This window comes from Pseudomonas sp. FP2309, from assembly GCF_030687575.1.
Lineage (GTDB): Bacteria > Pseudomonadota > Gammaproteobacteria > Pseudomonadales > Pseudomonadaceae > Aquipseudomonas.
Genome location: NZ_CP117439.1, coordinates 4,439,541 through 4,463,025 on the forward strand (window position 1 = coordinate 4,439,541; position 23,485 = coordinate 4,463,025).

22 protein-coding genes and 1 pseudogene are annotated in these 23,485 nt (G+C 59.1%); 9 read left to right on the forward strand and 14 right to left on the reverse strand.

The window, feature by feature from the left end; genetic code table 11:
• Positions 1-18: 18 nt before the first annotated feature.
• The 3 genes from PSH59_RS20430 to PSH59_RS20440 form a co-directional block, all read right to left on the reverse strand.
• Complete coding sequence (locus PSH59_RS20430) at positions 19-240, reverse strand: FmdB family zinc ribbon protein (RefSeq protein WP_017139808.1); 222 nt, start codon at positions 238-240, stop codon at positions 19-21.
• Between the two features lie 170 nt (positions 241-410).
• On the reverse strand, positions 411-752 hold the full coding sequence (locus PSH59_RS20435) for a ribbon-helix-helix domain-containing protein (protein ID WP_248080010.1): 342 nt from the start codon (positions 750-752) through the stop codon (positions 411-413).
• A gap of 183 nt (positions 753-935) precedes the next feature.
• A complete protein-coding gene (locus PSH59_RS20440; protein WP_122720393.1) occupies positions 936-1,409 on the reverse strand; it encodes a Dps family protein in 474 nt (157 codons plus the stop codon).
• A 426-nt stretch (positions 1,410-1,835) separates the two neighbouring features.
• Here PSH59_RS20440 and PSH59_RS20445 point away from each other — a divergent pair, with 426 nt between their 5' ends.
• Positions 1,836-2,438 (forward strand): cold-shock protein, encoded by a 603-nt coding sequence (locus PSH59_RS20445; protein WP_282445919.1) that lies wholly within the window; start codon positions 1,836-1,838, stop codon positions 2,436-2,438.
• 70 nt (positions 2,439-2,508) lie between these two features.
• Here the strand turns inward: PSH59_RS20445 and PSH59_RS20450 are convergent, their stop codons facing one another.
• Entirely contained in the window at positions 2,509-2,715 is a 207-nt protein-coding gene (locus tag PSH59_RS20450; RefSeq protein WP_027605535.1) for a SlyX family protein, read from the reverse strand.
• A 3-nt stretch (positions 2,716-2,718) separates the two neighbouring features.
• Positions 2,719-3,144, reverse strand: coding sequence for an HIT domain-containing protein (locus PSH59_RS20455; protein WP_305393538.1), 426 nt, complete (start codon positions 3,142-3,144; stop codon positions 2,719-2,721).
• A 743-nt stretch (positions 3,145-3,887) separates the two neighbouring features.
• On the opposite strand from PSH59_RS20455, the gene PSH59_RS20460 reads away from it, so the two are divergent.
• Entirely contained in the window at positions 3,888-5,177 is a 1,290-nt protein-coding gene (locus PSH59_RS20460) for an OprD family porin (protein ID WP_305393539.1), read from the forward strand.
• A 191-nt stretch (positions 5,178-5,368) separates the two neighbouring features.
• On the opposite strand, the gene PSH59_RS20465 is transcribed toward PSH59_RS20460, so the two are convergent.
• Positions 5,369-6,211, reverse strand: a complete 843-nt coding sequence (locus PSH59_RS20465; protein ID WP_248080004.1) for a mechanosensitive ion channel family protein — start codon at positions 6,209-6,211, stop codon at positions 5,369-5,371.
• A gap of 136 nt (positions 6,212-6,347) precedes the next feature.
• Positions 6,348-6,833, reverse strand: coding sequence for a YajQ family cyclic di-GMP-binding protein (locus PSH59_RS20470; protein WP_003175814.1), 486 nt, complete (start codon positions 6,831-6,833; stop codon positions 6,348-6,350).
• A gap of 123 nt (positions 6,834-6,956) precedes the next feature.
• Between PSH59_RS20470 and PSH59_RS20475 the strand changes: the two genes are divergently transcribed.
• Genes PSH59_RS20475 through PSH59_RS20485 form a run of 3 tightly spaced genes read left to right on the forward strand, consistent with a single transcriptional unit; the run spans position 6,957 to position 10,539 of the window.
• Complete coding sequence (locus tag PSH59_RS20475) at positions 6,957-7,874, forward strand: putative 2-dehydropantoate 2-reductase (RefSeq protein WP_305393540.1); 918 nt, start codon at positions 6,957-6,959, stop codon at positions 7,872-7,874.
• A gap of 46 nt (positions 7,875-7,920) precedes the next feature.
• Positions 7,921-9,957 carry an ATP-binding protein gene (locus PSH59_RS20480; protein WP_248080000.1) on the forward strand — a complete coding sequence of 679 codons (2,037 nt, stop codon included), beginning with the start codon at positions 7,921-7,923 and terminating at the stop codon, positions 9,955-9,957.
• A 3-nt stretch (positions 9,958-9,960) separates the two neighbouring features.
• Complete coding sequence (locus PSH59_RS20485; RefSeq protein WP_248079998.1) at positions 9,961-10,539, forward strand: cob(I)yrinic acid a,c-diamide adenosyltransferase; 579 nt, start codon at positions 9,961-9,963, stop codon at positions 10,537-10,539.
• 66 nt (positions 10,540-10,605) lie between these two features.
• On the opposite strand, the gene PSH59_RS20490 is transcribed toward PSH59_RS20485, so the two are convergent.
• The 3 genes from PSH59_RS20490 to secA form a co-directional block, all read right to left on the reverse strand.
• Complete coding sequence (locus PSH59_RS20490; RefSeq protein WP_305393541.1) at positions 10,606-11,550, reverse strand: Nudix family hydrolase; 945 nt, start codon at positions 11,548-11,550, stop codon at positions 10,606-10,608.
• 19 nt (positions 11,551-11,569) lie between these two features.
• Positions 11,570-12,787 (reverse strand): bifunctional glutamate N-acetyltransferase/amino-acid acetyltransferase ArgJ, encoded by a 1,218-nt coding sequence (argJ, locus tag PSH59_RS20495; protein WP_248079994.1) that lies wholly within the window; start codon positions 12,785-12,787, stop codon positions 11,570-11,572.
• Positions 12,788-12,910: 123 nt separating this feature from the next.
• Positions 12,911-15,646, reverse strand: a complete 2,736-nt coding sequence (gene secA, locus PSH59_RS20500) for a preprotein translocase subunit SecA (protein ID WP_305393542.1) — start codon at positions 15,644-15,646, stop codon at positions 12,911-12,913.
• Positions 15,647-15,950: 304 nt separating this feature from the next.
• Between secA and PSH59_RS20505 the strand changes: the two genes are divergently transcribed.
• Positions 15,951-16,406 (forward strand): DUF721 domain-containing protein, encoded by a 456-nt coding sequence (locus PSH59_RS20505; protein ID WP_248079990.1) that lies wholly within the window; start codon positions 15,951-15,953, stop codon positions 16,404-16,406.
• A gap of 4 nt (positions 16,407-16,410) precedes the next feature.
• Here the strand turns inward: PSH59_RS20505 and PSH59_RS20510 are convergent, their stop codons facing one another.
• A complete protein-coding gene (locus PSH59_RS20510) occupies positions 16,411-17,889 on the reverse strand; it encodes a helicase HerA-like domain-containing protein (protein ID WP_305393543.1) in 1,479 nt (492 codons plus the stop codon).
• A 336-nt stretch (positions 17,890-18,225) separates the two neighbouring features.
• Between PSH59_RS20510 and PSH59_RS26430 the strand changes: the two are divergent.
• Positions 18,226-19,065, forward strand: a pseudogene (locus PSH59_RS26430) (cache and HAMP domain-containing protein); the annotation flags it as partial.
• 141 nt (positions 19,066-19,206) lie between these two features.
• Entirely contained in the window at positions 19,207-19,971 is a 765-nt protein-coding gene (locus PSH59_RS26435; protein ID WP_370694435.1) for a methyl-accepting chemotaxis protein, read from the forward strand.
• Between the two features lie 13 nt (positions 19,972-19,984).
• Here the strand turns inward: PSH59_RS26435 and PSH59_RS20520 are convergent, their stop codons facing one another.
• Positions 19,985-20,155, reverse strand: coding sequence for a hypothetical protein (locus PSH59_RS20520; protein ID WP_248079983.1), 171 nt, complete (start codon positions 20,153-20,155; stop codon positions 19,985-19,987).
• An 84-nt stretch (positions 20,156-20,239) separates the two neighbouring features.
• On the reverse strand, positions 20,240-21,088 hold the full coding sequence (gene purU / locus PSH59_RS20525; RefSeq protein ID WP_017529236.1) for a formyltetrahydrofolate deformylase: 849 nt from the start codon (positions 21,086-21,088) through the stop codon (positions 20,240-20,242).
• Between the two features lie 346 nt (positions 21,089-21,434).
• Between purU and mvaT the strand changes: the two genes are divergently transcribed.
• Positions 21,435-21,809: a histone-like nucleoid-structuring protein MvaT gene (gene mvaT, locus PSH59_RS20530; RefSeq protein ID WP_003175830.1), complete on the forward strand. Its 375-nt coding sequence runs from the start codon at positions 21,435-21,437 to the stop codon at positions 21,807-21,809.
• Positions 21,810-21,900: 91 nt separating this feature from the next.
• On the opposite strand, the gene sbcB is transcribed toward mvaT, so the two are convergent.
• Positions 21,901-23,328, reverse strand: coding sequence for an exodeoxyribonuclease I (gene sbcB / locus PSH59_RS20535; protein ID WP_305393545.1), 1,428 nt, complete (start codon positions 23,326-23,328; stop codon positions 21,901-21,903).
• Positions 23,329-23,485 lie beyond the last annotated feature (157 nt).

Below are 23,485 nucleotides of genomic sequence, written 5' to 3' on the forward strand. Positions count from 1 at the left end.
CGGCGCGTAGAGTTCAACTCAGTCTGCTTTGTCGCCGCCCGCCAGATTCTTCTTGGCGCCGGTCTTGAAGTCGGTTTCGTACCAGCCACCGCCGCTCAGGCGGAAGCCCGGCATGGACAACATCTTCTTGAGCTCAGGGGCCTGGCAGGCCGGGCAATCGACCAGCGGTGCTGCGCTGATCTTCTGGATGGCTTCCAACTGATGACCACAGGAAGCGCATTGATAGTCGTACATGGGCATGGCGATGTCTCGGCGATCAGATCGTTACTGCGCCACGCCTGCCTCAGAGGCAAAGCCCCGGCATGCGTAGCAAAGCGCGGGATTATATCTGGTAAATCGAGGCAGCGCAGCCGGCTTTCTACCCGGAGCCTCGCCCGCCAGGGCGACGGACCGACTCCGGCACCATAGGTTTACTCCGGGTTTAAAGGAGCGACATGGTCCTTGAGCAGATGAACCACGCACACCACCCTGACCAGACCACTGAAGTTCTTCACACCGCCATAGCGCAAATGCACTTCCCGATCCACGTAGGACAGCAACGCACTGACAGAACAGGCGTTGATCCGGGCTATTTCAGCCAGGATATTCCAATAGACTTGTTCAAGCCGCAGGCACGTAGAAAACCCATTGAGCCTGACCGATCGGGACAACGGCCTGGCCAGCCCCATGTCGAACCCTTTGGCAAAGGGGTCGACCTTTACTTTATGAAAACCACAATTTTCCATCGCTCCATTACCCACTCCGCGTGACATACACCTGACACTCCATTGCCAAACACTGACCCATGGGTTGCTCCCATTGGGCGATGGCTCTATGGAACAGCAGGGAGACAGGCGGCAGCCAGAAGACGCGGAGTCGATAGTTGTAGGACAACGCCAGGAAGTGCGCAGAAACAAAGCGAATGGCGCCAGGCCGGCGCCACTCAGGTTCAAGACTTACTGATTTTCGAGCAGGGAACGCAGCATCCATGCGGTTTTTTCGTGCACTTGCATGCGCTGGGTCAGCAGATCCGCAGTGGGCTCATCGCTGACTTTGTCGAGCAATGGAAAAATGCCGCGCGCGGTCCGCGTCACCGCTTCCTGGCCCGCCACCAATTGCTTGATCATCTCCTCCGCACTCGGCACCCCCTCCTCCTCCTTGATAGAAGAAAGGCGAGCGTAAATCGAATAGGCACCCGGTGCCGGGAACCCGAGGGCGCGGATACGCTCGGCAATAGAGTCCACCGCCAGCGCCAGTTCGTTGTACTGCTCCTCGAACATCAGGTGCAGCGTACGAAACATGGGGCCCGTGACGTTCCAATGGAAGTTGTGGGTCTTCAGGTACAGTACATAGGTATCGGAGAGCAGTCGTGAAAGCCCGTCGACGATGGATTTACGATCTGCTTCGCTGATACCGATATCGATTGCCATGTTTATCCCCTTCAATTGACAAGCATTCATTGAGTCAGGTGCAGGACCACTCTAGCAAGAGAGCCGATGATGCGCAGCCCGACTCGTCATAGGTGCGGCAAATGGTCCCGGGTGTAACGTCTTCCTCAGCGACAGACAAATCTTGAACAAGGTAAGCATTTTTCTGTACCTCGACCCAAACCACCTGCGCATGTCTAGGACAGGCGTTTGGCGAAGAAATGCCAAAGGCACCGAAACGCCCGCAAATGCTTGATTTGAGTAGGCACGGCCTTTGCTGTTAAATAGGTAGCGTGTCGCCGCCGTTAATCTCCACGGCAAGCGGCATAGGCTGATCCCCGCGCACGTGCCCAACGCCTCCCATTGTTCAGAAGCGAACCGTGCCAGTCAGCTCTTCCTTGTGATCCGTCTTAACGTGAGTTAATCAAAATGTTGAAAATCGTCCACCTGCTAACGGGCGTTGCAGCGTTGCTGCTGTCCTTTATCCCAAGCCTGCAGCCTGAAAGCCTGCCCTACCTGCAACAACACGATGCCTTGTACCTGGCCTTGTTCGGCCTTCTTAACCTGACGCTCGCCCCGGTAATCCCTTACTGGAACAAAGGCACCCGTCATCAACTGCAAAACCTGGTCAGCGCTCTGCTGGTACTGACCGTTGTCTTACAAACCCTCACCCTCCTGGCACCCATGCCTGAAGTCGGCGGCCACCCGGCCATCCTGCTCAGCCTGGTGATCGCTGTGGTCGCCATCGTTCTTCACCTGGCCATCAGCTTCTACCGTTCGTCCCCGGCGGCCGCGTCGCAAAACTACGACATGACCAATCGGGATACCGGTACCGTCAAGTGGTTCAACACGTCCAAAGGCTTCGGCTTTATTTCCCGTGATTCGGGCGACGATATCTTCGTCCACTTCCGGGCCATTCGCGGCGAAGGCCATCGCGTCCTGGTGGAAGGCCAGCGCGTGGAGTTCTCCGTGATGAATCGCGACAAAGGCCTGCAAGCCGAAGACGTGATCGCTGCATTGCCGCGTCGCTGACACCCGCGCTCGCAGCCATAAAAAACCGCGATCCAGCCTTGCTGGGTCGCGGTTTTTTATTGCACGCAGATTAATAGTGAGGCGGCGGCGCCTCTTCTTCGGACGTTTCGAACTGCCCACCCATTTCTTCCTGGCGCTTGAGCAATGCGGTCATCTGCAGTTGCAGGCGTTCAACCGCACGCTGCTGAGCGACCAGGATGTCATTGAGGGTCTCGATGGTGTCGTCCTGAAACGCCAGGCGGCTTTCCAGGTCGGTGACGCGGTCTTGCAGGTCCATGATTCAGCCCTGGGTAAAAGTGAAGCCGGCAAGCGACAGCTCGCGCAGACGCGCCAGAATCGCCGTGACTTGTGCCTGAGTGTACGGCTGCGCCGGATGCTTGCCCCACACCGGTGCCGGCCAGGCGGCGTCATCGCGTTTACGTACGATCACATGCACATGCAACTGGCTGACGACATTGCCCAGCGCGCCGATGTTCATCTTGTCGGCGGCAAAGCCATCATTCAATAACTGCGCCAGCGCCGTCGTCTCTTGCCACAGCGTTTGTTGATCTGCGACATCCAGCTCAAACACTTCGCTGATACCGTCGATACGCGGCACCAGAATGAACCAGGGGTAGTTTGAGTCGTTGGACAACAGCAGGCGGCACAGCGGGAAGTCCCCGATGACCAGTGTGTCTTGTTGCAGGCGTTGATCTAAGGCGAACACCGCGGGCACTCCATTCGGCAGGTCAGATTCTGGGGCTCAGCATACCGTCGAATGCCTCATGCTTTCACGGCGATTGCACTGAAGTCTGCGCATTTGCGCAAAAATTCTGCCCTCTTTCGATGCAGCTCACTATTTGAGCTACGCTAACTCGGGCCTCACCGGGATGCACCAAAATGACCCACTTGTGCTTCAAAGGGATCCGTCAACTACCCACCGAGAGGGTGAACCGGTAACGTTTTTCGTAAGAACAGGCTTTTCGCAGCACCACACAGCGGTAACAGGCGGGCGTCAAGCCCAAACCAAACGGCGTAAAAAGCCCGTGCTTATGCGGTTTTTACAGGCTTTTCATGTTTTTCACGAAAAAATGACATTCGGTTACCGTTTTGGGCGCGCTTGTTGCATTCTCACAGCTATCGTCGGCAACGACAGCGGTTGGGAAGCCTCTGTTTCGCGATAAAGAACAGTGGCGTTTCAATGCATCTCACGGAAGGCTTCAAACTTCGCGAGAGGTCTGAAAACAGCATTGAAGTTGTCAGTCCGGTTACAGGTGGACTGTGGATTTGCGACAGGGAGCTAGCAATTTACGACAGCCTCGTAAAGAAGCTGAAAGGAAAGATGGGTAAGTATCGTCAATAGCGTCGGCGTGATATAACTTTGCGCCGACACAAAAAAGAAAGAGCCGCCCAGATAAAAATACAGGTGGGACGGCAGTACTCTTCCTAAAACCAAAGGAGCAAATCACGATGCGCGTGATGAAGTGGAGCATGATCGCCCTGGCTGTTTCAGCAGGCACCTCGCAGTTCGCAATGGCGTCCGCCCAGGACGACTCCAAGGGCTTTATCGAAGACAGCACCGCCAGCATTCTGGCCCGCACCCTGTACTTCAGCCGTGATTTCCGTAACCACGATGCGACTCAAAGCCGCCGTGAAGAAACCGGTCTCGGCTTGCACGGTCTCTTCAGCTCTGGCTACACCCAAGGCACCATCGGCGTCGGTATCGATGTCATCGGTCTGACGGCTGTGAAACTGGACAGCGGCAAGGGCCGTACCGGTCTCGGCATGTTTCCAAAGGGTTCCGACGGCCGCGCCGAAGACGATTTTTCCAAAGCCGGCGCTGCGGTTAAGTTCCGTATGTCCAATACGGTTCTGAAAATCGGCGATCAATACACCACTGCTCCCGTATTCGCCTCCGATGACAGCCGTTTGCTGCCGGAACTGCCGCAAGGCATCTCCATCACCAGCAACGAAATCAAGGACCTGAAACTGGAAGCCGGTCACTTCACCTCGATGAGTGCTCAGGACCAGACCTACAGGGACAGTATCCCTAGCGCCGAGATCTCGGGCCATGGCCTGCGCGACGCGAACTTCGTGGGCGGCGTGTACTCCTGGACCCCAGAGTTCACCACCAGCCTCTACTACTCGAAAGTGGAAGATTACTGGAAAAAGATCTACGCCAACGTGAACTGGACCCATGCGCTCAGCGATGACCAATCCGTGGCTGTAGACTTCAACATCTACGACACCAAGAGCGAAGGCGCCGGCCTGGTACGTGCTGACAAAGACAGCACCACCAAGCTCGACAACCGTGCATTCAGCTTGCAAGGTGCTTACACCATCGGCGCTCACACCTTCACCCTGGCAGCACAGAAGGTCAGCGGCGACGGCCAGTACGGCTACGGTGTAGACGGCGGCGGCACGATTTTCCTGGCCAACTCCATTGCCCGTTCCGACTTCAACGCTGAAGACGAGAAGTCTTACCAGGCTCGCTATGACCTGAACATGGCAACCTTTGGCATCCCTGGCCTGAGCTTCATGACTCGCTACGTGAAAGGTACCGGCGCCAACCTCGCCAGCACTAATAACGGTAAAGAGTGGGAACGCGATATTGAAGCCAAATACGTGATCCAGAGCGGCCCGGCCAAAGATCTGAGCCTGCGCGTACGTCAAGCGACCTATCGCTCGTCCGACAAAATTTCCTCGGGCTCCCTCGACGAACTGCGTCTGATCGCGCAATACCCGCTGAACATCTTGTAATTGCCGGTTTAATTACAACGATGACTTAAGGCCTCGGCCTTAAACAAAAAAGCCGCTCCCATGCAAACGGGGAGCGGCTTTTTTTATTGCAGTTTTATGTCAGCCCATAATAACTAGCAAGCTAAGTAACTAATTAGAATCAGCCGTCACATTAACCTGACTTTTCGGCCAAGTTAAACAAATACATCCCATTACTTCGGTGCAGCTTCCTGCATGACGCGAATAACACGCTGCGGAAATGGAATATCAATCCCCGCTGCCTTCAAACGATCACGCGCCAGTTCATTGAGCATAAACACCACATCCCAATAATCCGGGGTGTTGGTCCAGCAACGCAGGGAAACCGTGATTGAGCTATCGCCCAGGGTCGACACCACCGCCACCGCAGCCGGGTCGGTCAGCACGCGCGGGTCTTTTGCCAGTTCCAGCAACACTTCACGGGCTTTCTGCAGGTCCGCCTCGTAGTCCACACCCACGTCAAATACCACTTTGCGGGTCGGCTGACGGTTGGTGTTGGTGATGATGCCGTTGGACAGGATGCCGTTCGGTACGATCACCGTCTTGTTGTCGCCGGTGCGCAGCACGGTGTGGAAGATCTGGATGCTGTCGACAGTACCCGAGGTGCCCTGGGCTTCGATCCAGTCACCAATGCGGAATGGGCGGAACAGCAGGATCAGCACGCCACCGGCGAAATTCGCCAGGCTGCCTTGCAACGCCAGGCCGATGGCCAGGGTAGCGGCACCGATGGCTGCTACGAACGAGGTGGTGGCCACGCCGATCATCGAGGCCACGCTGACGATCAGCATGACTTTGAGCGCGATGTTCGCAAGGCTGGTGATGAAGTGCTGCAGCGCCAGGTCTGCGTTGCGCATGGCCAGCAGGCGGCCTACGCGGTGGGTCAACACATTGATCAGCCACCAGCCGATGGCCAGGGTGATCACAGCCAGCAGTACCCGGCTGCCATATTCCATGATCATCGGGATCCACGACTGTGAAGTCTTGATCAAGTGATCCATTTCAGCGTTTAAATCCATGCGGTTTCTCCTGTGTGGCGGATGTGCGGCTTTATTGACTGCCTAAAAACGCAAATGAGCCCCGTAGGGCTCAAGTGTAGGCGCGGATTCCGGGGCGTGGGACGTCAAAAATGCCCTTGGGTTCCGCAAAGTGCCATCAGTCGCGGAAGTTATTGAACTGCAGCGGCATGTCGAAAGTCTTGGCGCGCAGGGCCGCGATGGCCTCTTGCAGGTCATCGCGCTTCTTGCCGGTCACACGGACCTGCTCACCCTGGATGGCGGCCTGGACTTTGAGTTTGGCATCCTTGATGTGGGCGACGATCTTCTTCGCCAGCTCCTTGTCGATGCCTTCCTTGAGCACGGCTTCCTGCTTCATCAGCTTGCCGGAAGCGTAGGCGTCCTTGATTTCAAGGCACTGGGCATCGATCTTGCGCTTGACCAGCGACAGCTTGAGGATTTCGATCATCGCTTCCAGCTGGAAATCGGCTTCAGCGGTCAGGTTGACGGTCAGTTCCTTTTCCTTGAACTCGAAGCTGCCTTTGCCCTTCAGGTCATAGCGACGGTCCAGTTCCTTGACGGCGTTCTCGACTGCGTTGGTGACTTCGTGTTTGTCCAGTTCAGATACCACGTCGAACGAAGGCATGTGATTTCTCCAATATAAGGGGCGGACTCAGTAGAGATGGAGCGCGCCCGAGCTAAAATGCCGGGGCATTATAGCGGTTCTTTCGCCCCGTTCACCGCAGGCGGCCTTTCGGAGTACAAACTGATGTCGACCCCCTGGCATATTCTCGGCGCCGGCAGCCTGGGCACGCTCTGGGCCACGCGCCTGGCTCGCGCCGGCGTACCGGTGCGGTTGATCCTGCGCGATGATACGCGCCTGGCCGGCTACAGGGCCTCCAAAGGCCTGACCCTGGTGGAGCATGGCGTGGCGCACACCTATGCTGTAGCCGGCGAAACTTCCGACAGCCCGGAGCCAATCCATCGCCTGCTGGTGGCATGCAAAGCTTACGACGCGCAAAACGCTGTCGCACAGCTGCACCATCGCCTGGTGCCGGATGCAGAGCTTATCCTGCTGCAAAACGGCCTCGGCAGCCAGGATGCGGTAGCCGCACAGCTGCCCCTGGCGCGCTGCATCTTCGCCTCCAGCACCGAAGGCGCCTTCCGCGACGGTGACTGGCGCGTGGTGTTTGCCGGCCATGGCCATACCTGGCTGGGCGACGCCGCTCACCCGACGCCACCGGTCTGGCTGGACGACCTGCACGCCGCCGGCATCCCCCATCAATGGAGCGCCGACATCCTTACGCGGTTGTGGCGCAAGCTGGCGCTCAATTGCGCGATCAATCCGCTGACGGTGCTTTACAACTGCCGCAATCGCGAACTGCAAGCACATCAATGCGAAGTGGCAACCCTGTGTGCCGAACTCTCCGAACTGTTGGAGTGCTGCGGCCAACCGGCCGCCGCAGAGGGTCTGCAACAGGACGTGGAACGGGTGATCCACGCCACCGCCGCCAATTACTCGTCCATGTACCAAGACGTCGCCAACGCCCGCCGCACCGAAATCAGCTACCTGTTGGGCTATGCTTGCCAAGCTGCAGCCCGCCACCACTTGAAGCTGCCGCATTTACAGCAGTTGCAGGTGCGCTTGATCGAGCTATTGGTTGCACGCGGATTGCCCCGCGACTGAGGCACGCGCTACCCTGCCCGCCTGTCTATCACCTGGGAAAACCCTGATGCCGCTGCGCCAGCGTCTTGAAAACTTACCGGTAGGGCAGAAACTGCTGGCCGCCCTGTTGGTGCTGCTGACCACCGTATTGCTGGTGGCCAATCTCACGTTTATCAGCGCCGCCTACTGGATCTCCCAGGAAAGCATGGCGCCCCAGGCGTTGCAGGCCATCGGCCGGCTGGTGTCCAACCCGGCCCTCGCCGCCGAAGCCCTCGAATCCCCGGCCAAAGCCAACGCATTGCTCAACGAGCTGACCAGCTATTCGCCGCTGCGCGCTGCCGCGCTCTATGACAGCGAAGGCAATCTCCTGGCCCAGATGCAACACGGTGACCGTCTGCAATTACCCGACAACTACCGGCATATCGAAGCGTGGCGCGTCTCCGAGTTTCGCAGCAACCAAGTGATTACCCTGCCCCGCCCGGGCCAGCCGTCCGGACATTTACTGCTGGTGGCCAGCAGTGAACTGCCGATGGCCTTCTATACCGGCACGCTGACGGCAAGCCTGGGCATCCTGATTTTCAGCGTGCTGCTGTGGCTGATCATCGCCCGGCAGATCAAACGACTGATCACGCGCCCCATCCATGAGTTGGAGGAGCTGTCGCGCCAGGTGACCCGCGAAGAGAACTACGCCCTGCGCGCAGGGCGTGGCAACCGCGATGAAATCGGCAGCCTGGCCGAAGCGTTCAACACCATGCTGTCGCGCATCGAAGCCCGTGAGCAACAGCTCAAACGCGCACGGGACGACTCCCAGGCCGCATACGACCAAGCCCAAGGCCTGGCCGAAGAGACGCGCCACACCAACCGCAAGCTGGAGCTGGAAGTCCAGGTTCGCAGCAAGATCGAGAAAAAACTCACCGGTTTCCAGAACTACCTCAACAGCATCATCGACTCAATGCCCTCAGCGCTGATCGCCCTGGATGAACAGCTGTACGTGACCCAATGGAACCAGGAAGCCAGCGCGCTTTCCGGTACGCGCCTGGATGAAGCCCTGAACCAGCCGATCTACCTCGCCTTCCAACCGCTCAAGCCCTACCTGCCGCAGATCAAGGCCACGATCGAGCAACACACGGTCGAGCGCATCGAACGCGTCACGTGGGTCAAGGATGACGAGCCCAAGCATTACGCCCTGACCTTCTATCCGCTGACGGGTGGTGCCGGGCGTGGCGTGGTCATCCGCATCGATGACATCACCCAGCGTCTGTCCCTGGAAGAAATGATGGTGCAGTCGGAAAAAATGCTCTCCGTCGGCGGGCTGGCCGCGGGCATGGCCCACGAAATCAACAACCCGCTGGGGGCGATCCTGCATAACGTGCAGAACATCCGTCGACGCTTGTCCGCGGACTTGCCCAAGAACCTGGAGTACGCCGAGCAGGCGGGCATTGAGCTGGCAACGGTCAACCGCTACCTGGAGGGCCGCGAGGTTCCGCAATTGCTCGACGGCATTCAGCAGGCCGGCGCGCGGGCCGCCAAAATCGTCACCCACATGCTCAGTTTCAGCCGCCGCAGCAACCGCCAGATGGCGCCGTGCGACTTGCCGGCGCTGATCGACCAGGCTGTGGAAATCGCCGGCAATGACTTCGACCTGGCGATCGGTTTCGACTTCAAGGGCCAGGCGATCATCCGCCAGTTCGACCCGCAACTGGGCCCCGTGCCCGGCACTGCGAACGAGCTCGAACAAGTGTTGCTCAACCTGCTGAAAAACGCCGCCCAGGCCATTCATCAGCGCGAAGACGATCACGAACCGGGACGCATCATCCTGCGCACTCGCCTCAACCCGCCGTGGGCAGAGATCCAGGTGGAAGACAACGGCATTGGCATGAGCGAGAACGTGCGCAAGCGCACCTTCGAACCGTTCTTCACCACCAAGGAAATCGGTCAGGGCACCGGCCTTGGGTTGTCAGTGTCGTATTTCATCATCACCAACAACCACAAGGGCCAGATGGAGGTGCACTCCACCCCCGGCCAAGGCACCTGCTTTACCCTGCGCATCCCCCTGGCCGGCAGCCAATTGCCGCCCTCCGAACTGACCCAACTGGAGCACTGATCTATGGGCTTTCGCCTGTCGAAAATCTACACCCGCACCGGCGACGGGGGCGAAACCGGCCTCGGCGACGGCCGCCGCGTGCCCAAAGACCACCCACGCGTGGAGGCCATCGGCGAAGTCGATACGCTGAACAGCCAACTGGGACTGCTGCTGGCCGGCCTTGAAGAACAAAGCGGAAAACACCCTGGGCTCAAAGACGTGATTGAAGTGCTGACACCTTGCCAGCACCGCCTGTTTGACCTCGGCGGTGAGTTGGCAATGCCGGTGTACAAGGCGCTGAACGCCGCGGAAGTGGATCGGCTGGAAGCCGCGATTGATCGATGGAACGAAGAAGTGGGCTCACTGGAAAACTTCATCCTGCCCGGCGGTTCAGCGCTGATTGCCCAGGCCCATGTGTGCCGCAGTCTGGCACGTGGTGCCGAGAGACGGTGTCAGCACCTCAACGCGCTGGAGCCGCTGGAAGGGGTCGGCCTGGCGTATATCAATCGGCTGTCGGACTTGCTGTTTGTGGCCGCGCGCGTGATTGCTCGGCGCCAGGGGGTGGCGGAGGTGCTTTGGCAAGCGGCGGCGAAGCCACACTGAGGGTTATTCAGTGAATGGTAGGGCCTTAGCGGGGGCGAGCCCCCGGTAAAGCCCGCCAGAACACCCTCAGCCTTGCGGCCAAAACGCCCTGATACCCGCCACGCCCTGGGCTCCTGCCTCCCAGGCTTTGTCTCGTTCGGCAGGACCCACGCCGCCCAACAGAAACACCGGCTTGCTGAACCCACGGATCAACTGCTCCGCCTGTTCCCAACCCAACGGCTGGGCATCCGGGTGGGTCTGGGTCGGCTGCACCGGCGACAGGGTGACAAAATCCACGTCCATCAGCTCTGCCAACGCCAGTTCTTCGGCGTTGTGGCATGAGGCCGCCAGCCAGCGGTCCTTCGGCAATGGCCGACCTTTGCTCGCGTATTTGCGCAATTGGGCCGACGTCATGTGCCAGCCCGCTGCAGGAAAGTCCCCCAGCCACTCAAACGGCCCCTTGAGCATCAACTGCGCCTTGCCGGCGCACAGGCCCACCGCATCCACCGCCAAATCGCGGTATTTAGGGTCGTAGCCGTTGGGGGCGCGCAGTTGGATCAGCTTGATGCCACCGGCGACGGCCTTTTGAATCCCGCGCAACAGCGTCGGCGTCTCCAGCTCGCCAGGGGTGATCAGATACTCGGCAGGCAAACGTGCAGCGGCAACGATCGGCGTGTTGGCGGCCGGGAATTCGTAGTTGATCAGATCCCGAGGCGCCACCCACTCCAAGGGTTGTCCCTCAGCCCCGTGCGGCTCGCCGGTAAAGGCCGAGACTACCCAGACATCCAGTAACACCTGTTTGTCCGGGTAGTCGTGTTGCACCTTGATCAGCGGCCGCGCCGTAGTGACCTGAATACCCAGTTCTTCCTGCAATTCGCGGGACAAGGCCGCGGCGACCGATTCATCGGCCTCCACCTTGCCGCCGGGAAACTCCCAGAGGCCGCCCTGGTGCTGGGTATCGGCGCGGCGTGCCAGCAGAATCCTGCCATCGACACCGCGGATCACTGCTGCAGCTACATGCACTCGTTTCACCGCGCTTCTCCTCCAGGCTTCAGGTCCGGTATTCCGCGTTGATCTTCACGTACTCGTGGGACAGGTCGGTGGTCCAGATGGTTTCGCTGCACTCGCCACGGCCCAGTTCGATGCGGATGGTGATTTCTTCCTGTTGCATCACGGCCGAACCCTGGGCTTCGGTGTAGCTCTCGGCGCGGGCGCCACGGCTGGCGATGCACACGTCACCCAGGAACACGTCGATCTTGCTCACGTCCAGGTCCGGCACACCGGCACGGCCCACGGCAGCGAGGATGCGGCCCCAGTTCGGATCGGAGGCGAACAGCGCCGTCTTGATCAGTGGTGAGTGCGCCACGGTGTAGCCGACATCCAGGCATTCCTGGTGGTTGCCACCGCCGTTGACTTCAACGGTCACGAACTTGGTCGCGCCTTCGCCGTCGCGCACGATGGCCTGGGCCACGTCCATGCACACTTCGAACACCGCCTGCTTGAGGGCCGCAAACAGCGCGCCGCTGGCCTCGGTGATTTCCGGCAGGTTGGCCTGGCCGGTGGCGATCAGCATGCAGCAGTCGTTGGTCGAGGTATCGCCATCGATCGTGATGCGGTTGAACGACTTGTTGGCGCCGTCCAGGATCAGGCTATGCAGCACATCGCGGGAGACTTTGGCGTCGGTGGCGATGTAGCCCAGCATGGTGGCCATGTTCGGGCGAATCATGCCCGCACCCTTGCTGATGCCGGTGACGGTGACCGTCACGCCGTCGTGCACGAACTGACGGCTCGCACCTTTGGGCAGGGTGTCGGTGGTCATGATGCCGGTGGCGGCGGCGGCCCAGTTATCCACAGACAGGTCGTCGAGCGCGGCTTGCAGGGCGCCTTCGATTTTCTCGACCGGCAGCGGCTCACCGATGACACCGGTGGAGTACGGCAGGACCTGGCTGGCGTCCACGCCGGCCAGCTGGGCCAGCTTGGCGCAGGTACGCGCAGCGGCGACCAGGCCTGGCTCACCGGTACCGGCGTTGGCATTGCCGGTGTTGGTCAGCAGGTAACGGATATTGCCCGCAACGCGCTGCTTGGCCAGGATCACCGGGGCGGCGCAAAAGGCGTTGAGGGTAAAGACGCCCGCGACGGTCGAGCCTTCGGCACAGCGCATCACCACCACATCCTTGCGCCCTGGGCGCTTGATGCCGGCCGAAGCGATACCGAGTTCAAAACCGGCGACCGGGTGCAAAGTGGGCAAAGGACCAAGACCAACAGCCATGAATGCGCTCCTTAAAAATAGGTGATGTCTGTGCCGTCGGAATCGACGGTGAAATTAATGGCAAAACGCCGCGACGGCAAAAGCCGGTCGCGGCGCGGAGTGTTGCAGCGTCAGGCGAAAATCTTATTCGATCTGGCCGTGGCAGTGCTTGAATTTCTTGCCCGAACCGCAGTAGCACAGTTCGTTGCGGCCCAGCTTCTGATCATTGCGAACCGGGGTCTGAGCCAGGGCCACATCGACCTCTTCGCCCAAGGCTTCAGGCGCTTCCAAACCCGGCGCTTCGTCGTGCTGGAACTGCATGCGCGCAGCCAGTGCCTCGGCTTCCTGACGCAGACGAGCTTCTTCCTCGATCGGGTCTTCGCGACGCACCTGAACGTGGGACAGCACACGAATCGAATCACGCTTGATCGAATCCAGCAGTTCGGAGAACAGCGTGAACGACTCGCGCTTGTACTCCTGCTTCGGGTTCTTCTGGGCGTAGCCACGCAGGTGGATGCCGTGACGCAGGTGGTCCATGGTCGACAGGTGGTCTTTCCACAGGTCGTCAAGCACGCGCAGAACGATTTGTTTCTCGAAGGTGCGCAGTGCTTCGGCACTCGCTTGCTCTTCTTTCTCGTTGTACGCGGCCAACAGCTCGGCCATCAGTTTTTCGCGCAAGGTTTCTTCGTACAGGTGGTCGTCTTCGTCGAGCCACTGCTGGACCGGCAAATCGACACCGAAATCGCTCTTCAATGCGGCTTCCAGACCGGCAACATCCCACTGTTCCGGCAGCGACTGCGGCGGAATGTGTGCGCTGACTGTGGCGTTGAGTACGTCCTGGCGGAAATCGGCGATGGTCTCGCCAATGTTGTCGGCGGCCAGCAACGTGTTACGCATGTGATAGATCACTTTACGCTGTTCGTTGTTGACGTCATCGAACTCGAGCAGTTGCTTACGAATGTCGAAGTTGCGGCCTTCAACCTTGCGCTGAGCCTTCTCGATGGCGTTGGTCACCATGCGGTGCTCGATCGCTTCACCGGACTGCATGCCCAGGGCCTTCATGAAGTTTTTCACCCGGTCCGAGGCGAAAATGCGCATCAGGCTGTCTTCGAGGGACAGGTAGAAGCGGCTGGAACCGGCGTCCCCCTGACGACCGGCACGACCACGCAACTGGTTGTCGATACGACGCGATTCGTGACGCTCGGAGGCGATCACCTGCAGGCCGCCGGACTCCAGCACGGCCTGGTGACGCTTCTGCCAATCGGCCTTGATCTGGGCGATTTGCTCAGGGGTCGGGTTGTCCAGGGAGGCCACTTCCACTTCCCAGTTGCCGCCCAGCAGGATGTCGGTACCACGACCGGCCATGTTGGTGGCGATGGTCAATGCGCCTGGGCGACCGGCCTGGGCGATGATCTCGGCTTCTTTTTCGTGGAACTTGGCGTTGAGCACTTTATGCTCGATGCCTTCCTTGTTGAGCAGGTTGGACACGTGCTCGGACGTTTCGATGGTGGCGGTACCCACCAGGATCGGGCGCCCCTGGGCCAGGCCGTCCTTGATGTCATTGATGATCGCCGCGTATTTCTCTTCGGCGGTCAGGAACACCAGGTCGTTGTAGTCTTTACGCGCCAACGGCTTGTTCGGCGGAATGACCATCACGGCCAGGTTGTAGATCTGGTGGAATTCGAACGCTTCGGTGTCGGCCGTACCGGTCATGCCGGACAGTTTGTTGTACAGACGGAAGTAGTTCTGGAAGGTGGTGGACGCCAACGTCTGGCTTTCGGCCTGGATGTTGAGCATTTCCTTGGCTTCGATAGCCTGGTGCAGGCCTTCGGACAGACGGCGACCGGGCATGGTACGACCGGTATGTTCGTCAACCAGGACCACCTGGCCATCCTGCACGATGTATTCGACGTTGCGATGAAACAGCTTGTGGGCGCGCAGCCCCGCGTACACGTGGGTCAACAGGCCCAGGTTGTGCGCCGAGTACAGGCTCTCGCCTTCAGCCAGCAGGCCGATCTGGGTGAGCATGTCTTCGACGAACTGGTGGCCGGCTTCGTTGAGTTCGACCTGACGGGTCTTCTCGTCGATGCTGAAGTGACCTTCTTTGGTCACCACGCCTTCCACTTCCTCGATGTGCTGCTCAAGACGCGGGATCAACTTGTTGATCTCGGTGTACAGGCGCGAGCTGTCTTCGGCCTGGCCGGAGATGATCAGCGGGGTACGGGCTTCGTCGATGAGGATGGAGTCGACTTCGTCGATCACGGCAAAGTTGAGTTCGCGCTGGAATTTTTCATCCATGCTGAACGCCATGTTGTCGCGCAGGTAATCGAAACCGAATTCGTTGTTGGTGCCGTAGGTAATGTCGCAAGCGTAGGCGGCACGCTTCTCTTCCGGCGGCTGGAACGGCGTTACCACACCGACGGTAAGGCCGAGGTATTCATACAGCGGGCGCATCCAGTTGGCGTCCCGGCGAGCCAGGTAGTCGTTCACCGTGACAACGTGCACGCCCTTGCCGGACAGTGCATTGAGGTAAACGCCCAGGGTGGCTACCAGGGTCTTGCCCTCACCGGTGCGCATTTCGGCGATCATGCCTTCGTGCAAGGTCATGCCGCCGATCAACTGGACGTCGAAGTGGCGCATGCCCATGACGCGCTTACCGGCTTCACGGGCGACCGCGAAGGCTTCAGGCAGCAGTTTGTCGAGGGTTTCACCTTTGGCTATGCGGGCCTTGAACTCTTGGGTCTTGGCGCGCAATTGCTCGTCCGACAGGGCAACCATCTGCTCTTCGAAGGCATTGACCAGCTGCACCGTCTTGAGCATGCGTTTGACTTCGCGCTCATTCTTGCTTCCAAAAAGTTTCTTTAACAAAGGCGCAAACATATCGGCAGGTTCTTCCACACATAGGGATGGAGGGCGCACCGTGAGTGGCCCGAGCAGCCCTCACGGCCGCATGCGAACGCGCATTCTACCCGGAATCGTGGGTGAGGAAAGTGGCGTTGTTCCCCGAGGCTGACATGGGGCAGTGAGAGGGCTTGTTTAAAATAAGGGCTTTTGTGCGAACTTCAACCCATGACGTGCAGAAGTTACCTACTGATTTCACGGGCAAAGCACGGCGGTGCATTGCCACGGGCTGCGCAGAAGCTTTCTGTTAAGATGGCCGCTCTGTTACTTAAGGTGTCCAATCATGGCATTTCGCCCTCTTACAGCCCGCGCGCCAAGCGTGTTGCTTCGCGAAGCCAAGCCGTTGAAAGCCATCTTTAGCCATGCGCAACGCTTGGGCCATTTGCAACGTCTGCTCGAAAGCCAGCTGCAACCGGCCGCACGTGAACATTGCCATGTGGCGTCCTGGCGTGAAGGCAACCTGCTGCTGATTGTCACAGATGGCCACTGGGCCACACGTCTGCGCTATCAGCAAAAGCGCCTGCAACGCCAGTTGATGGCGTTCGAAGAGTTCGCGAGCCTGACGCGCATCCAGTTCAAGGTGCAGCCACCCACCGTCCAGCAAGGCGCGGTGGGGCATACCATGGACCTGTCGGAGACTGCGGCCGAGACCATCCAGGCCACGGCAGACGGCATCAGCGATCCGGGCCTGCGCGCCGCGCTTGAGCGGCTGGCCGCCCACGCCAAGCCCAAGCCCTGAACCATCACTTGCGTTTGCTGCCCCCGAGCAAAGATCCCAACAAGCCACGCACCAATTGCCGCCCCATCTGGTTGGCCGCCTGCTGCATGGCTGACTTGAGCGCCTTGCCGGCTGCAGTTCCCAGGAATGCACCGGCCTTGTCAGTGAAGCTCGGTTCCTCGGTGGCCTGCCTGGCCTCTTCGCTCGGGCCCAATTCCTTACGCGCCATCAGCACTTCATAGGCCGACTCGCGATCGATCGGCTTGTCATAGCGGCCTTGCAACGCAGAACCGGCGACCAGCCCGGCGCGCTCGGCCTCACTGAGCGGACCGATACGCGATTGCGGCGGGGCCACCAGCACGCGCTGGACGATGTCCGGCGTGCCCTTCTCTTGCAAGGTGCCGACCAGGGCCTCGCCCGTGCCCAACTCGGTCAGCACCGACAGTGCATCAAAAGCCGGGTTTGGCCGAAACCCGTCCGCCACCGCCCGCAGGGATTTCTGTTCTTTAGTCGTAAATGCCCGCAAGCCATGCTGGATGCGCAAACCGAGCTGCGCCAGCACGCTGTCCGGCAGGTCCCCCGGTGATTGGGTCACGAAATACACGCCAACGCCTTTGGAACGAATCAACCGCACCACTTGCTCCAGGCGATCCTGCAGGGCCTTGGGTGTATCGGCGAACAACAAGTGCGCCTCATCGAAAAACAACGCCAGCAAGGGTTTGTCGGCATCGCCGCGCTCCGGCAACTGCTCGAACAGTTCCGCCAACAGCCACAACAGGAACGTCGCGTAGACCTTCGGCGCCTCGTGCACCAGGCGGCTGGCGTCCAGCAAGTGAATACGCCCACGCCCGTCGCCAGTGGGCTGCAAGATATCTTCAAGTTGCAGGGCCGGTTCACCAAACAAAGCCTCGGCGCCCTGTTGCTCCAACACGGCCAGACGCCGCAACAGCGCCTGGCTGGAGCCGGTGGTCATCAATGCGGCGTCTTCGCCGAGCAGTTCCGGGTGATAGCGCAGGTGATTGAGCAGTGCCTTGAGATCCTTCAGGTCCAACAACAATAAGCCTTCGCGATCAGCCACCTTAAAGGCTGCGTAAAGCGCCGACTGCTGACTGTCGGTCAGCTCAAGCAAGCTGCCGAGCAATAACGGGCCCATTTCGCTGATGGTGGTGCGCAACGGATGACCGGACTGCCCGTGGATATCCCACAGCGTCACCGGATAGGCCTTTGCCGTGTAGTTCAAAAAAGGCATGCCGGCGATACGCTCGGCCACCTTGCCCTGCGGGTTGGCGGCCGCCCCCAGGCCACAGAGATCGCCTTTGATGTCAGCGGCAAATACCGCCACACCCGCGTCACTGAAGGCTTCGGCCAGGCGTTGCAACGTTACCGTCTTGCCCGTCCCCGTGGCACCGGCAATCAACCCGTGACGATTGGCCAGGCGCATGGCCTGGGCGATGGGCTGGCCATCTAGGCCGGCCCCTATAAGGAGTTGCGTGGAATCAGGCATTTCGTCACCCATGGTTAATCTTTCGTGTCGCCAGGTCGATAAAACAGATGTGAGACCCACAAAATCTAAAAAACGCTCAGATAGTTCCTACAGGGACCAACGGAAATATCAAACTTTCTTTGACGCTCCCCTTGCGCGCGTCCCACAAGGATCCGCGCTGGATATTTAAGACCTTAGCGGACCCTTCAAGCTATGAATAAAAATCTGCGTTTCAGCCATAAAATCCTGCTTGCGGCCTCCCTTATCGTCATCGCGGCTTTCGCGTTGTTTACCCTCTACAACGACTACCTGCAACGCAACGCCATTCGCGACGACCTCAACAGCTATCTGCATGAGATGGGTGACGTCACCGCCAGCAACATCCAGACCTGGCTCACCGGGCGCATCATCCTGGTGGAAAACGCCGCACAAAACATCGCCATCAACCCTGAACCCGCTGCCGTTGCCGCCCTGCTGGAACAGAAAGCGCTCACCTCTTCGTTCATGGCCACCTACGTGGGCGACAGCAAAGGCGCGTTTACCATCCGCCCCGACACCAAGATGCCGGACGGCTTCGACCCGCGCGTGCGCCCTTGGTACAAAGGCGCACAGAGCAGCAACGGCTCGACCCTGACTGAACCGTACATCGACGCCGCCACCGGGCAATTGATCATCTCCATCGCCACCCCCAGCGCCAAGGGCAGCCAGAGCATCGGCGTAGTCGGCGGCGACCTGAGCCTGCAGACCGTGGTGGATAACATCGGCGCGCTGAACTTCGGCGGCATGGGGTATGCGTTCCTGGTCAGCGCCGACGGCAAAGTGCTGGTGCACCCGGACAAAAACCTGGTGATGAAAACCCTGGCCGACGTGTACCCGAAAAACACACCGAAGATCAGCGGCGACTTCAGCGAAGTCCAAGCCAATGGCAAGGACAACATCGTCACCTTTATGCCGATCAAGGGCCTGCCGTCGGTGAACTGGTACCTGGGCGTATCGGTGGACAAGACCGAAGCCTATGCGATGCTGAGTAAATTCCGCACCTCGGCGGTGATCGCCACGATCATTGCCGTGGTCATCATCATCGCCCTGCTCGGCATGCTGATTCGCGTCCTGTTGCAACCGCTGCATGTGATGACCCGTGCGATGCAAGACATCGCCGATGGCGAAGGCGACCTGACGCGCCGCCTGACCATCCAGAATCACGATGAGTTCGGCACTTTGGGCAATGCATTCAACCGGTTCGTGGAACGGATTCACACGTCCATTCGCGAAGTGTCCTCGGCCACCGAACAGGTAAATGAAGTGGCAATGCGGGTGGTCAGCGCCTCCAACTCGTCGATGGTCAACTCCGACGAGCAGGCCAACCGCACCAACAGTGTGGCTGCCGCCATCAACGAACTGGGCGCCGCCGCTCAAGAAATCGCGCGCAACGCTGCACAGGCTTCAAGTCAGGCCAGTGATGCCCGGCAACTGGCCGAAGACGGACAGCAGGTGGTGGAGCGCAATATCAAGGCCATGACCCAGTTGTCCGAGATGATCAGCGCCTCCAGCAGCAACATTGAAGCGCTTAATAGCAAGACCGTGAATATCGGCCAGATTCTTGAAGTCATCACCAGTATTTCCCAGCAAACCAACCTGCTGGCGCTCAACGCCGCGATCGAGGCGGCCCGTGCCGGGGAAGCAGGACGCGGGTTTGCGGTAGTGGCCGATGAAGTGCGCAACCTGGCCCATCGCACCCAGGAATCGGCGCAGCAAGTTCAAACCATGATCGAAGAGCTGCAAGTCGGCGCGCGCGAGTCGGTCAGCACCATGAGTGAAAGCCAGCGTCACAGCCATGACAGCGTGGGTATCGCCAACCTGGCTGGTGAACGCCTGAACAGCGTCACTCAGCGTATTGGCGAGATCGATGGCATGAATCAGTCGGTCGCCACGGCCACCGAGGAGCAGACCTCAGTGGTGGAGTCGATCAACGTCGACATCACCGAGATCAACACCCTCAACCAGGAAGGCGTGGAAAACCTGCAATCGACCCTGCGCGCGTGTACCGATCTGGAACAACAGGCGGCTCGCCTGAAACAACTGGTGGGCAGCTTCCGCATCTGATGGCGCCGCCGCTTTAGTCGGCGGCGGTCTCGGGTTTAGCCTGCTCCTGCGCCCACAACTCGGCGGCACCTGGAAACTCGGTGCCGTCCTCACTGTCCAGCTCATCAGGGTCAAACCGGCTCAAACAGCCTTCTCCCAGGGTCGCGGGCGCCTTGGACGTGGCTTTATCAAGTGGATCGGTCATGGCGTTGTCCTGATGGGCAGATAAAAAAAGGGCCTGAAGCGATTAAACGCCCAGGCCCTTCTTTGTTCAATCAACCGCCGTCGATCAGAACACCACGGTCTTGTTGCCGTGCACCAGCACGCGGTCTTCCAAGTGATATCGCAGGCCACGGGCCAGCACCATCTTCTCCACATCGCGACCGAAACGCACCATGTCTTCGATGCTGTCACTGTGGCTCACGCGCACCACGTCCTGCTCGATGATTGGACCGGCGTCCAGCTCCTCGGTGACGTAATGGCACGTAGCACCGATCAGCTTCACGCCACGCAGGGAGGCCTGGTGGTATGGCTTTGCACCGACAAACGAGGGCAGAAAGCTGTGGTGAATGTTGATCACCTTGCCGGCGTACTCGCGGCACAGCTGCGGCGGCAGGATTTGCATATAGCGCGCCAGCACCACCACATCAGCTTCATGCTGCTTGACCAGACGAGAAACCTCGGTGAACGCCGGCTCCTTGTCCTGTGGGTTGACCGGTACGTGGTAGTAAGGGATGCCGTGCCATTCGACCATGCTGCGCAGGTCGTCATGGTTGGAAATCACGCAGGCGATTTCGCAATCCAGCTCATCACTGTGCCAGCGGTGCAGCAGATCGGCCAGGCAGTGGGATTCGCGGCTGGCCATCAACACCACGCGCTTTTTCTGCTCGGTGTCGGTGATACGCCAGGTCATCGAAAACTCTTCAGCGATTGGCGCGAACGCCTCGCGAAACGCCTCAAGACCAAAGGGCAGCGTGTCGGCACGAATCTCGTGACGCATAAAGAACCAACCGCTGAGATTGTCCGAGTGATGGCTCGCCTCGGTGATCCAGCCGTTGTGGGAGGCCAGAAAGTTACTGACTTTGGCAACGATGCCGACCCGGTCCGGGCAAGCAATCACCAGCCGAAAAGTGCGCATTAGGGGGGAACTCCAGAACTTCGCAAAGGCCGCCATTCTAGCGATTACGCAGGAAAACTGCAGTATTCGTTAACGCTTATTCTGATCGCCGGGGCGCGCTATCCCCCTTGTCAGCCTATGGTTTACCGTTCGTATTTGAATTTACGGCCTCACCGCAGGGCGCTCCTGAATATCAGGTGAATTATCTTAAGCGCAACGCCCTTGTAATTAACTCGATTGCTTAGGCGTGATAACAACATTCAACGTAATTCACATAAATGCGACCTTAAATGTTTACTTGCGCAAACTGCCTGACTATTATTGGGCCACTGTCCTGTCAATCAGCGCTCTACATAAGGTAGTCCACATGTCTCTGATCAACGAATACCGTGCCACCGAAGAAGCTATCAAAGAACTGCAAGCCCGTTTGAAGAACCTGTCCCAAGACGACAAACTGAAAACCGAGCTGGAATTCGAAGGCAAACTGCGCACCCTGATGGGTGAATACTCCAAATCCCTGCGTGACATCATCGCGCTGCTGGATCCAGAGTCTAAAGTTAAAGCACCTCGTGGTGCCGTGAAAACTACCGGCACCAAGCGTGCTCGCAAAGTCAAGCAATACAAAAACCCGCACAACGGCGAAGTGATTGAAACCAAAGGTGGCAACCACAAAACCCTGAAAGAGTGGAAAGCCAAGTGGGGCGGTGACGTGGTTGAAGGCTGGGCTACCCTGCTGGGCTAAGCTTCGCCAGGCCTGCGCCTGATACGCAACACATTAAAACGCCAGCTTGCTGGCGTTTTTTATTGCCCGTTTATGCTGTTTACAATTCTGATTATGAATTCACACGGGCGGCTAAAGAATTGGCATATTCCTGCCACTGGGCCAGCACCCGCCGCTGAAACGGCGTCGCACTAACTGCCAACTCCTGCGCAGCCTGGTTAAATGCGTCGAGGGTATTGGGTGCGCCGAATTCAGGATTTGACAAGCGTTGCTGACAGAAAAGTTTCCAGCGTTGTTGCTCCTCATTATTCAACGTCTCGGGGAAGTTACGTGCCCGGTAGCGAAACAATAATTCGGGTAACCGCGAGTCATCAAACGGCCACTGCTGGCGTGCTAATTGTGAGGGTTCAGCCATGCGGACTTGTTCACATAAGCGCCGATCGCGATCCCCGATAAAACCGTCGTAAAGCTGCTGTTCCGGGTCTGCACTCGGCGCAAAATCTTCCGAGGCATAAATGAGCGTCAACTTATCGCGCCACCGTTCTTGTGCGTCAGTTAGCCGCAGCGCCCGCGCCTGATAAAGGTCCATGTCCAATGCCAGGCGCTGGCGATCTTCGGCACGCAGCACATTCAAGGGGGCAACCACCGGGCACCGGTTGATGTGCACCAATTTGAGCGGCACCGGCAGCTCGCCTTCGGCCAGTTCGTCACGACGGGTGTACAGGCGGTCGCGAAGGGTTTGCGCGTCCGCATCCAGCAGCGCCTGCGGGTCGAGACCCAGGTCGCAGACTATCAACGCATTACGGTTGCGCGGGTGCCAGGCCAGGGGCAGCACAACCCCCAGGTAATGACGTTCAGCGGAAAACCGTCCGGAAATATGCACCATCGGTTGCAGCAGGCGTACCTGATCCATCACTCGCTGTTTGCTGCGCAATTGAAACAGCCAGTCGTACAACTTCGGCTGTTTCTCCCGAACCAGGCGCGCCAACGCAATCGTGGCGCGCACATCGGACAGCGCATCGTGAGCCTGGCCGTGATCGATAGCGTTAGCGGCGGTCAGACGCTCCAGCTTGAGCGTCACGCGGCCGTCCTGCTGGGGCCACTCGATACCTTCGGGGCGCAGGGCGTAGGCGGTACGCACGACGTCGATCAAGTCCCAACGACTGTTACCGCCCTGCCACTCGCGCGCATAGGGATCAAAAAAGTTGCGATAGAGGCTGTAGCGCGTCATTTCATCGTCAAAGCGCAAGGTGTTATAGCCGGCACCACAGGTACCCGGAGCGGCCAGTTCCGCATGCACACGGGTCATGAAATCAGCTTCTGCCAAGCCTTTTTCCGCCAATATGCCAGGGGTAATGCCAGTGATCGCACAGGCGGCGGGATGGGGCAGGATGTCATCGCTGGGCTGGCAATAAAGATTGACCGGCGGGCCGACCTCGTTGAGTTCGAGATCGGTACGAATTCCGGCTACCTGAAGCGGTCGATCGCTGCGCGGGTTGATGCCGGTGGTTTCATAGTCGTACCAGAAAATAGAGGTCACGAGCGGGTCCTGTATTAAAGATCGGCAAAGTCTAGGCGCTGAACAGCGCCAGGGGCCAGCGCCAATTTAACTGTATAAATATCCAGTAAAACCTTGAATAGTTGCTTCCATCTCCGACACTGCTAGCATCCGTGTCTCCCAAACGCTCTGCGCTGCC

Coding starts and splice junctions, on each gene's coding strand:
- purU (WP_017529236.1), bottom strand. CDS start 21,088: ATGCGCACTTTTCGGCTGGTGATTGCTTGCCCGGACCGGGTCGGCATC.
- PSH59_RS20510 (WP_305393543.1), bottom strand. CDS start 17,889: ATGCCTGATTCCACGCAACTCCTTATAGGGGCCGGCCTAGATGGCCAG.
- argJ (WP_248079994.1), bottom strand. CDS start 12,787: ATGGCTGTTGGTCTTGGTCCTTTGCCCACTTTGCACCCGGTCGCCGGT.
- PSH59_RS20465 (WP_248080004.1), bottom strand. CDS start 6,211: ATGGATTTAAACGCTGAAATGGATCACTTGATCAAGACTTCACAGTCG.
- PSH59_RS20485 (WP_248079998.1), top strand. CDS start 9,961: ATGGGCTTTCGCCTGTCGAAAATCTACACCCGCACCGGCGACGGGGGC.
- PSH59_RS20450 (WP_027605535.1), bottom strand. CDS start 2,715: ATGGACCTGCAAGACCGCGTCACCGACCTGGAAAGCCGCCTGGCGTTT.
- PSH59_RS20480 (WP_248080000.1), top strand. CDS start 7,921: ATGCCGCTGCGCCAGCGTCTTGAAAACTTACCGGTAGGGCAGAAACTG.
- PSH59_RS20520 (WP_248079983.1), bottom strand. CDS start 20,155: ATGACCGATCCACTTGATAAAGCCACGTCCAAGGCGCCCGCGACCCTG.
- PSH59_RS20505 (WP_248079990.1), top strand. CDS start 15,951: ATGGCATTTCGCCCTCTTACAGCCCGCGCGCCAAGCGTGTTGCTTCGC.
- PSH59_RS26435 (WP_370694435.1), top strand. CDS start 19,207: ATGGTCAACTCCGACGAGCAGGCCAACCGCACCAACAGTGTGGCTGCC.
- PSH59_RS20445 (WP_282445919.1), top strand. CDS start 1,836: ATGTTGAAAATCGTCCACCTGCTAACGGGCGTTGCAGCGTTGCTGCTG.
- secA (WP_305393542.1), bottom strand. CDS start 15,646: ATGTTTGCGCCTTTGTTAAAGAAACTTTTTGGAAGCAAGAATGAGCGC.
- PSH59_RS20440 (WP_122720393.1), bottom strand. CDS start 1,409: ATGGCAATCGATATCGGTATCAGCGAAGCAGATCGTAAATCCATCGTC.
- PSH59_RS20470 (WP_003175814.1), bottom strand. CDS start 6,833: ATGCCTTCGTTCGACGTGGTATCTGAACTGGACAAACACGAAGTCACC.
- PSH59_RS20460 (WP_305393539.1), top strand. CDS start 3,888: ATGCGCGTGATGAAGTGGAGCATGATCGCCCTGGCTGTTTCAGCAGGC.
- PSH59_RS20475 (WP_305393540.1), top strand. CDS start 6,957: ATGTCGACCCCCTGGCATATTCTCGGCGCCGGCAGCCTGGGCACGCTC.
- PSH59_RS20435 (WP_248080010.1), bottom strand. CDS start 752: ATGTCACGCGGAGTGGGTAATGGAGCGATGGAAAATTGTGGTTTTCAT.
- mvaT (WP_003175830.1), top strand. CDS start 21,435: ATGTCTCTGATCAACGAATACCGTGCCACCGAAGAAGCTATCAAAGAA.
- PSH59_RS20430 (WP_017139808.1), bottom strand. CDS start 240: ATGCCCATGTACGACTATCAATGCGCTTCCTGTGGTCATCAGTTGGAA.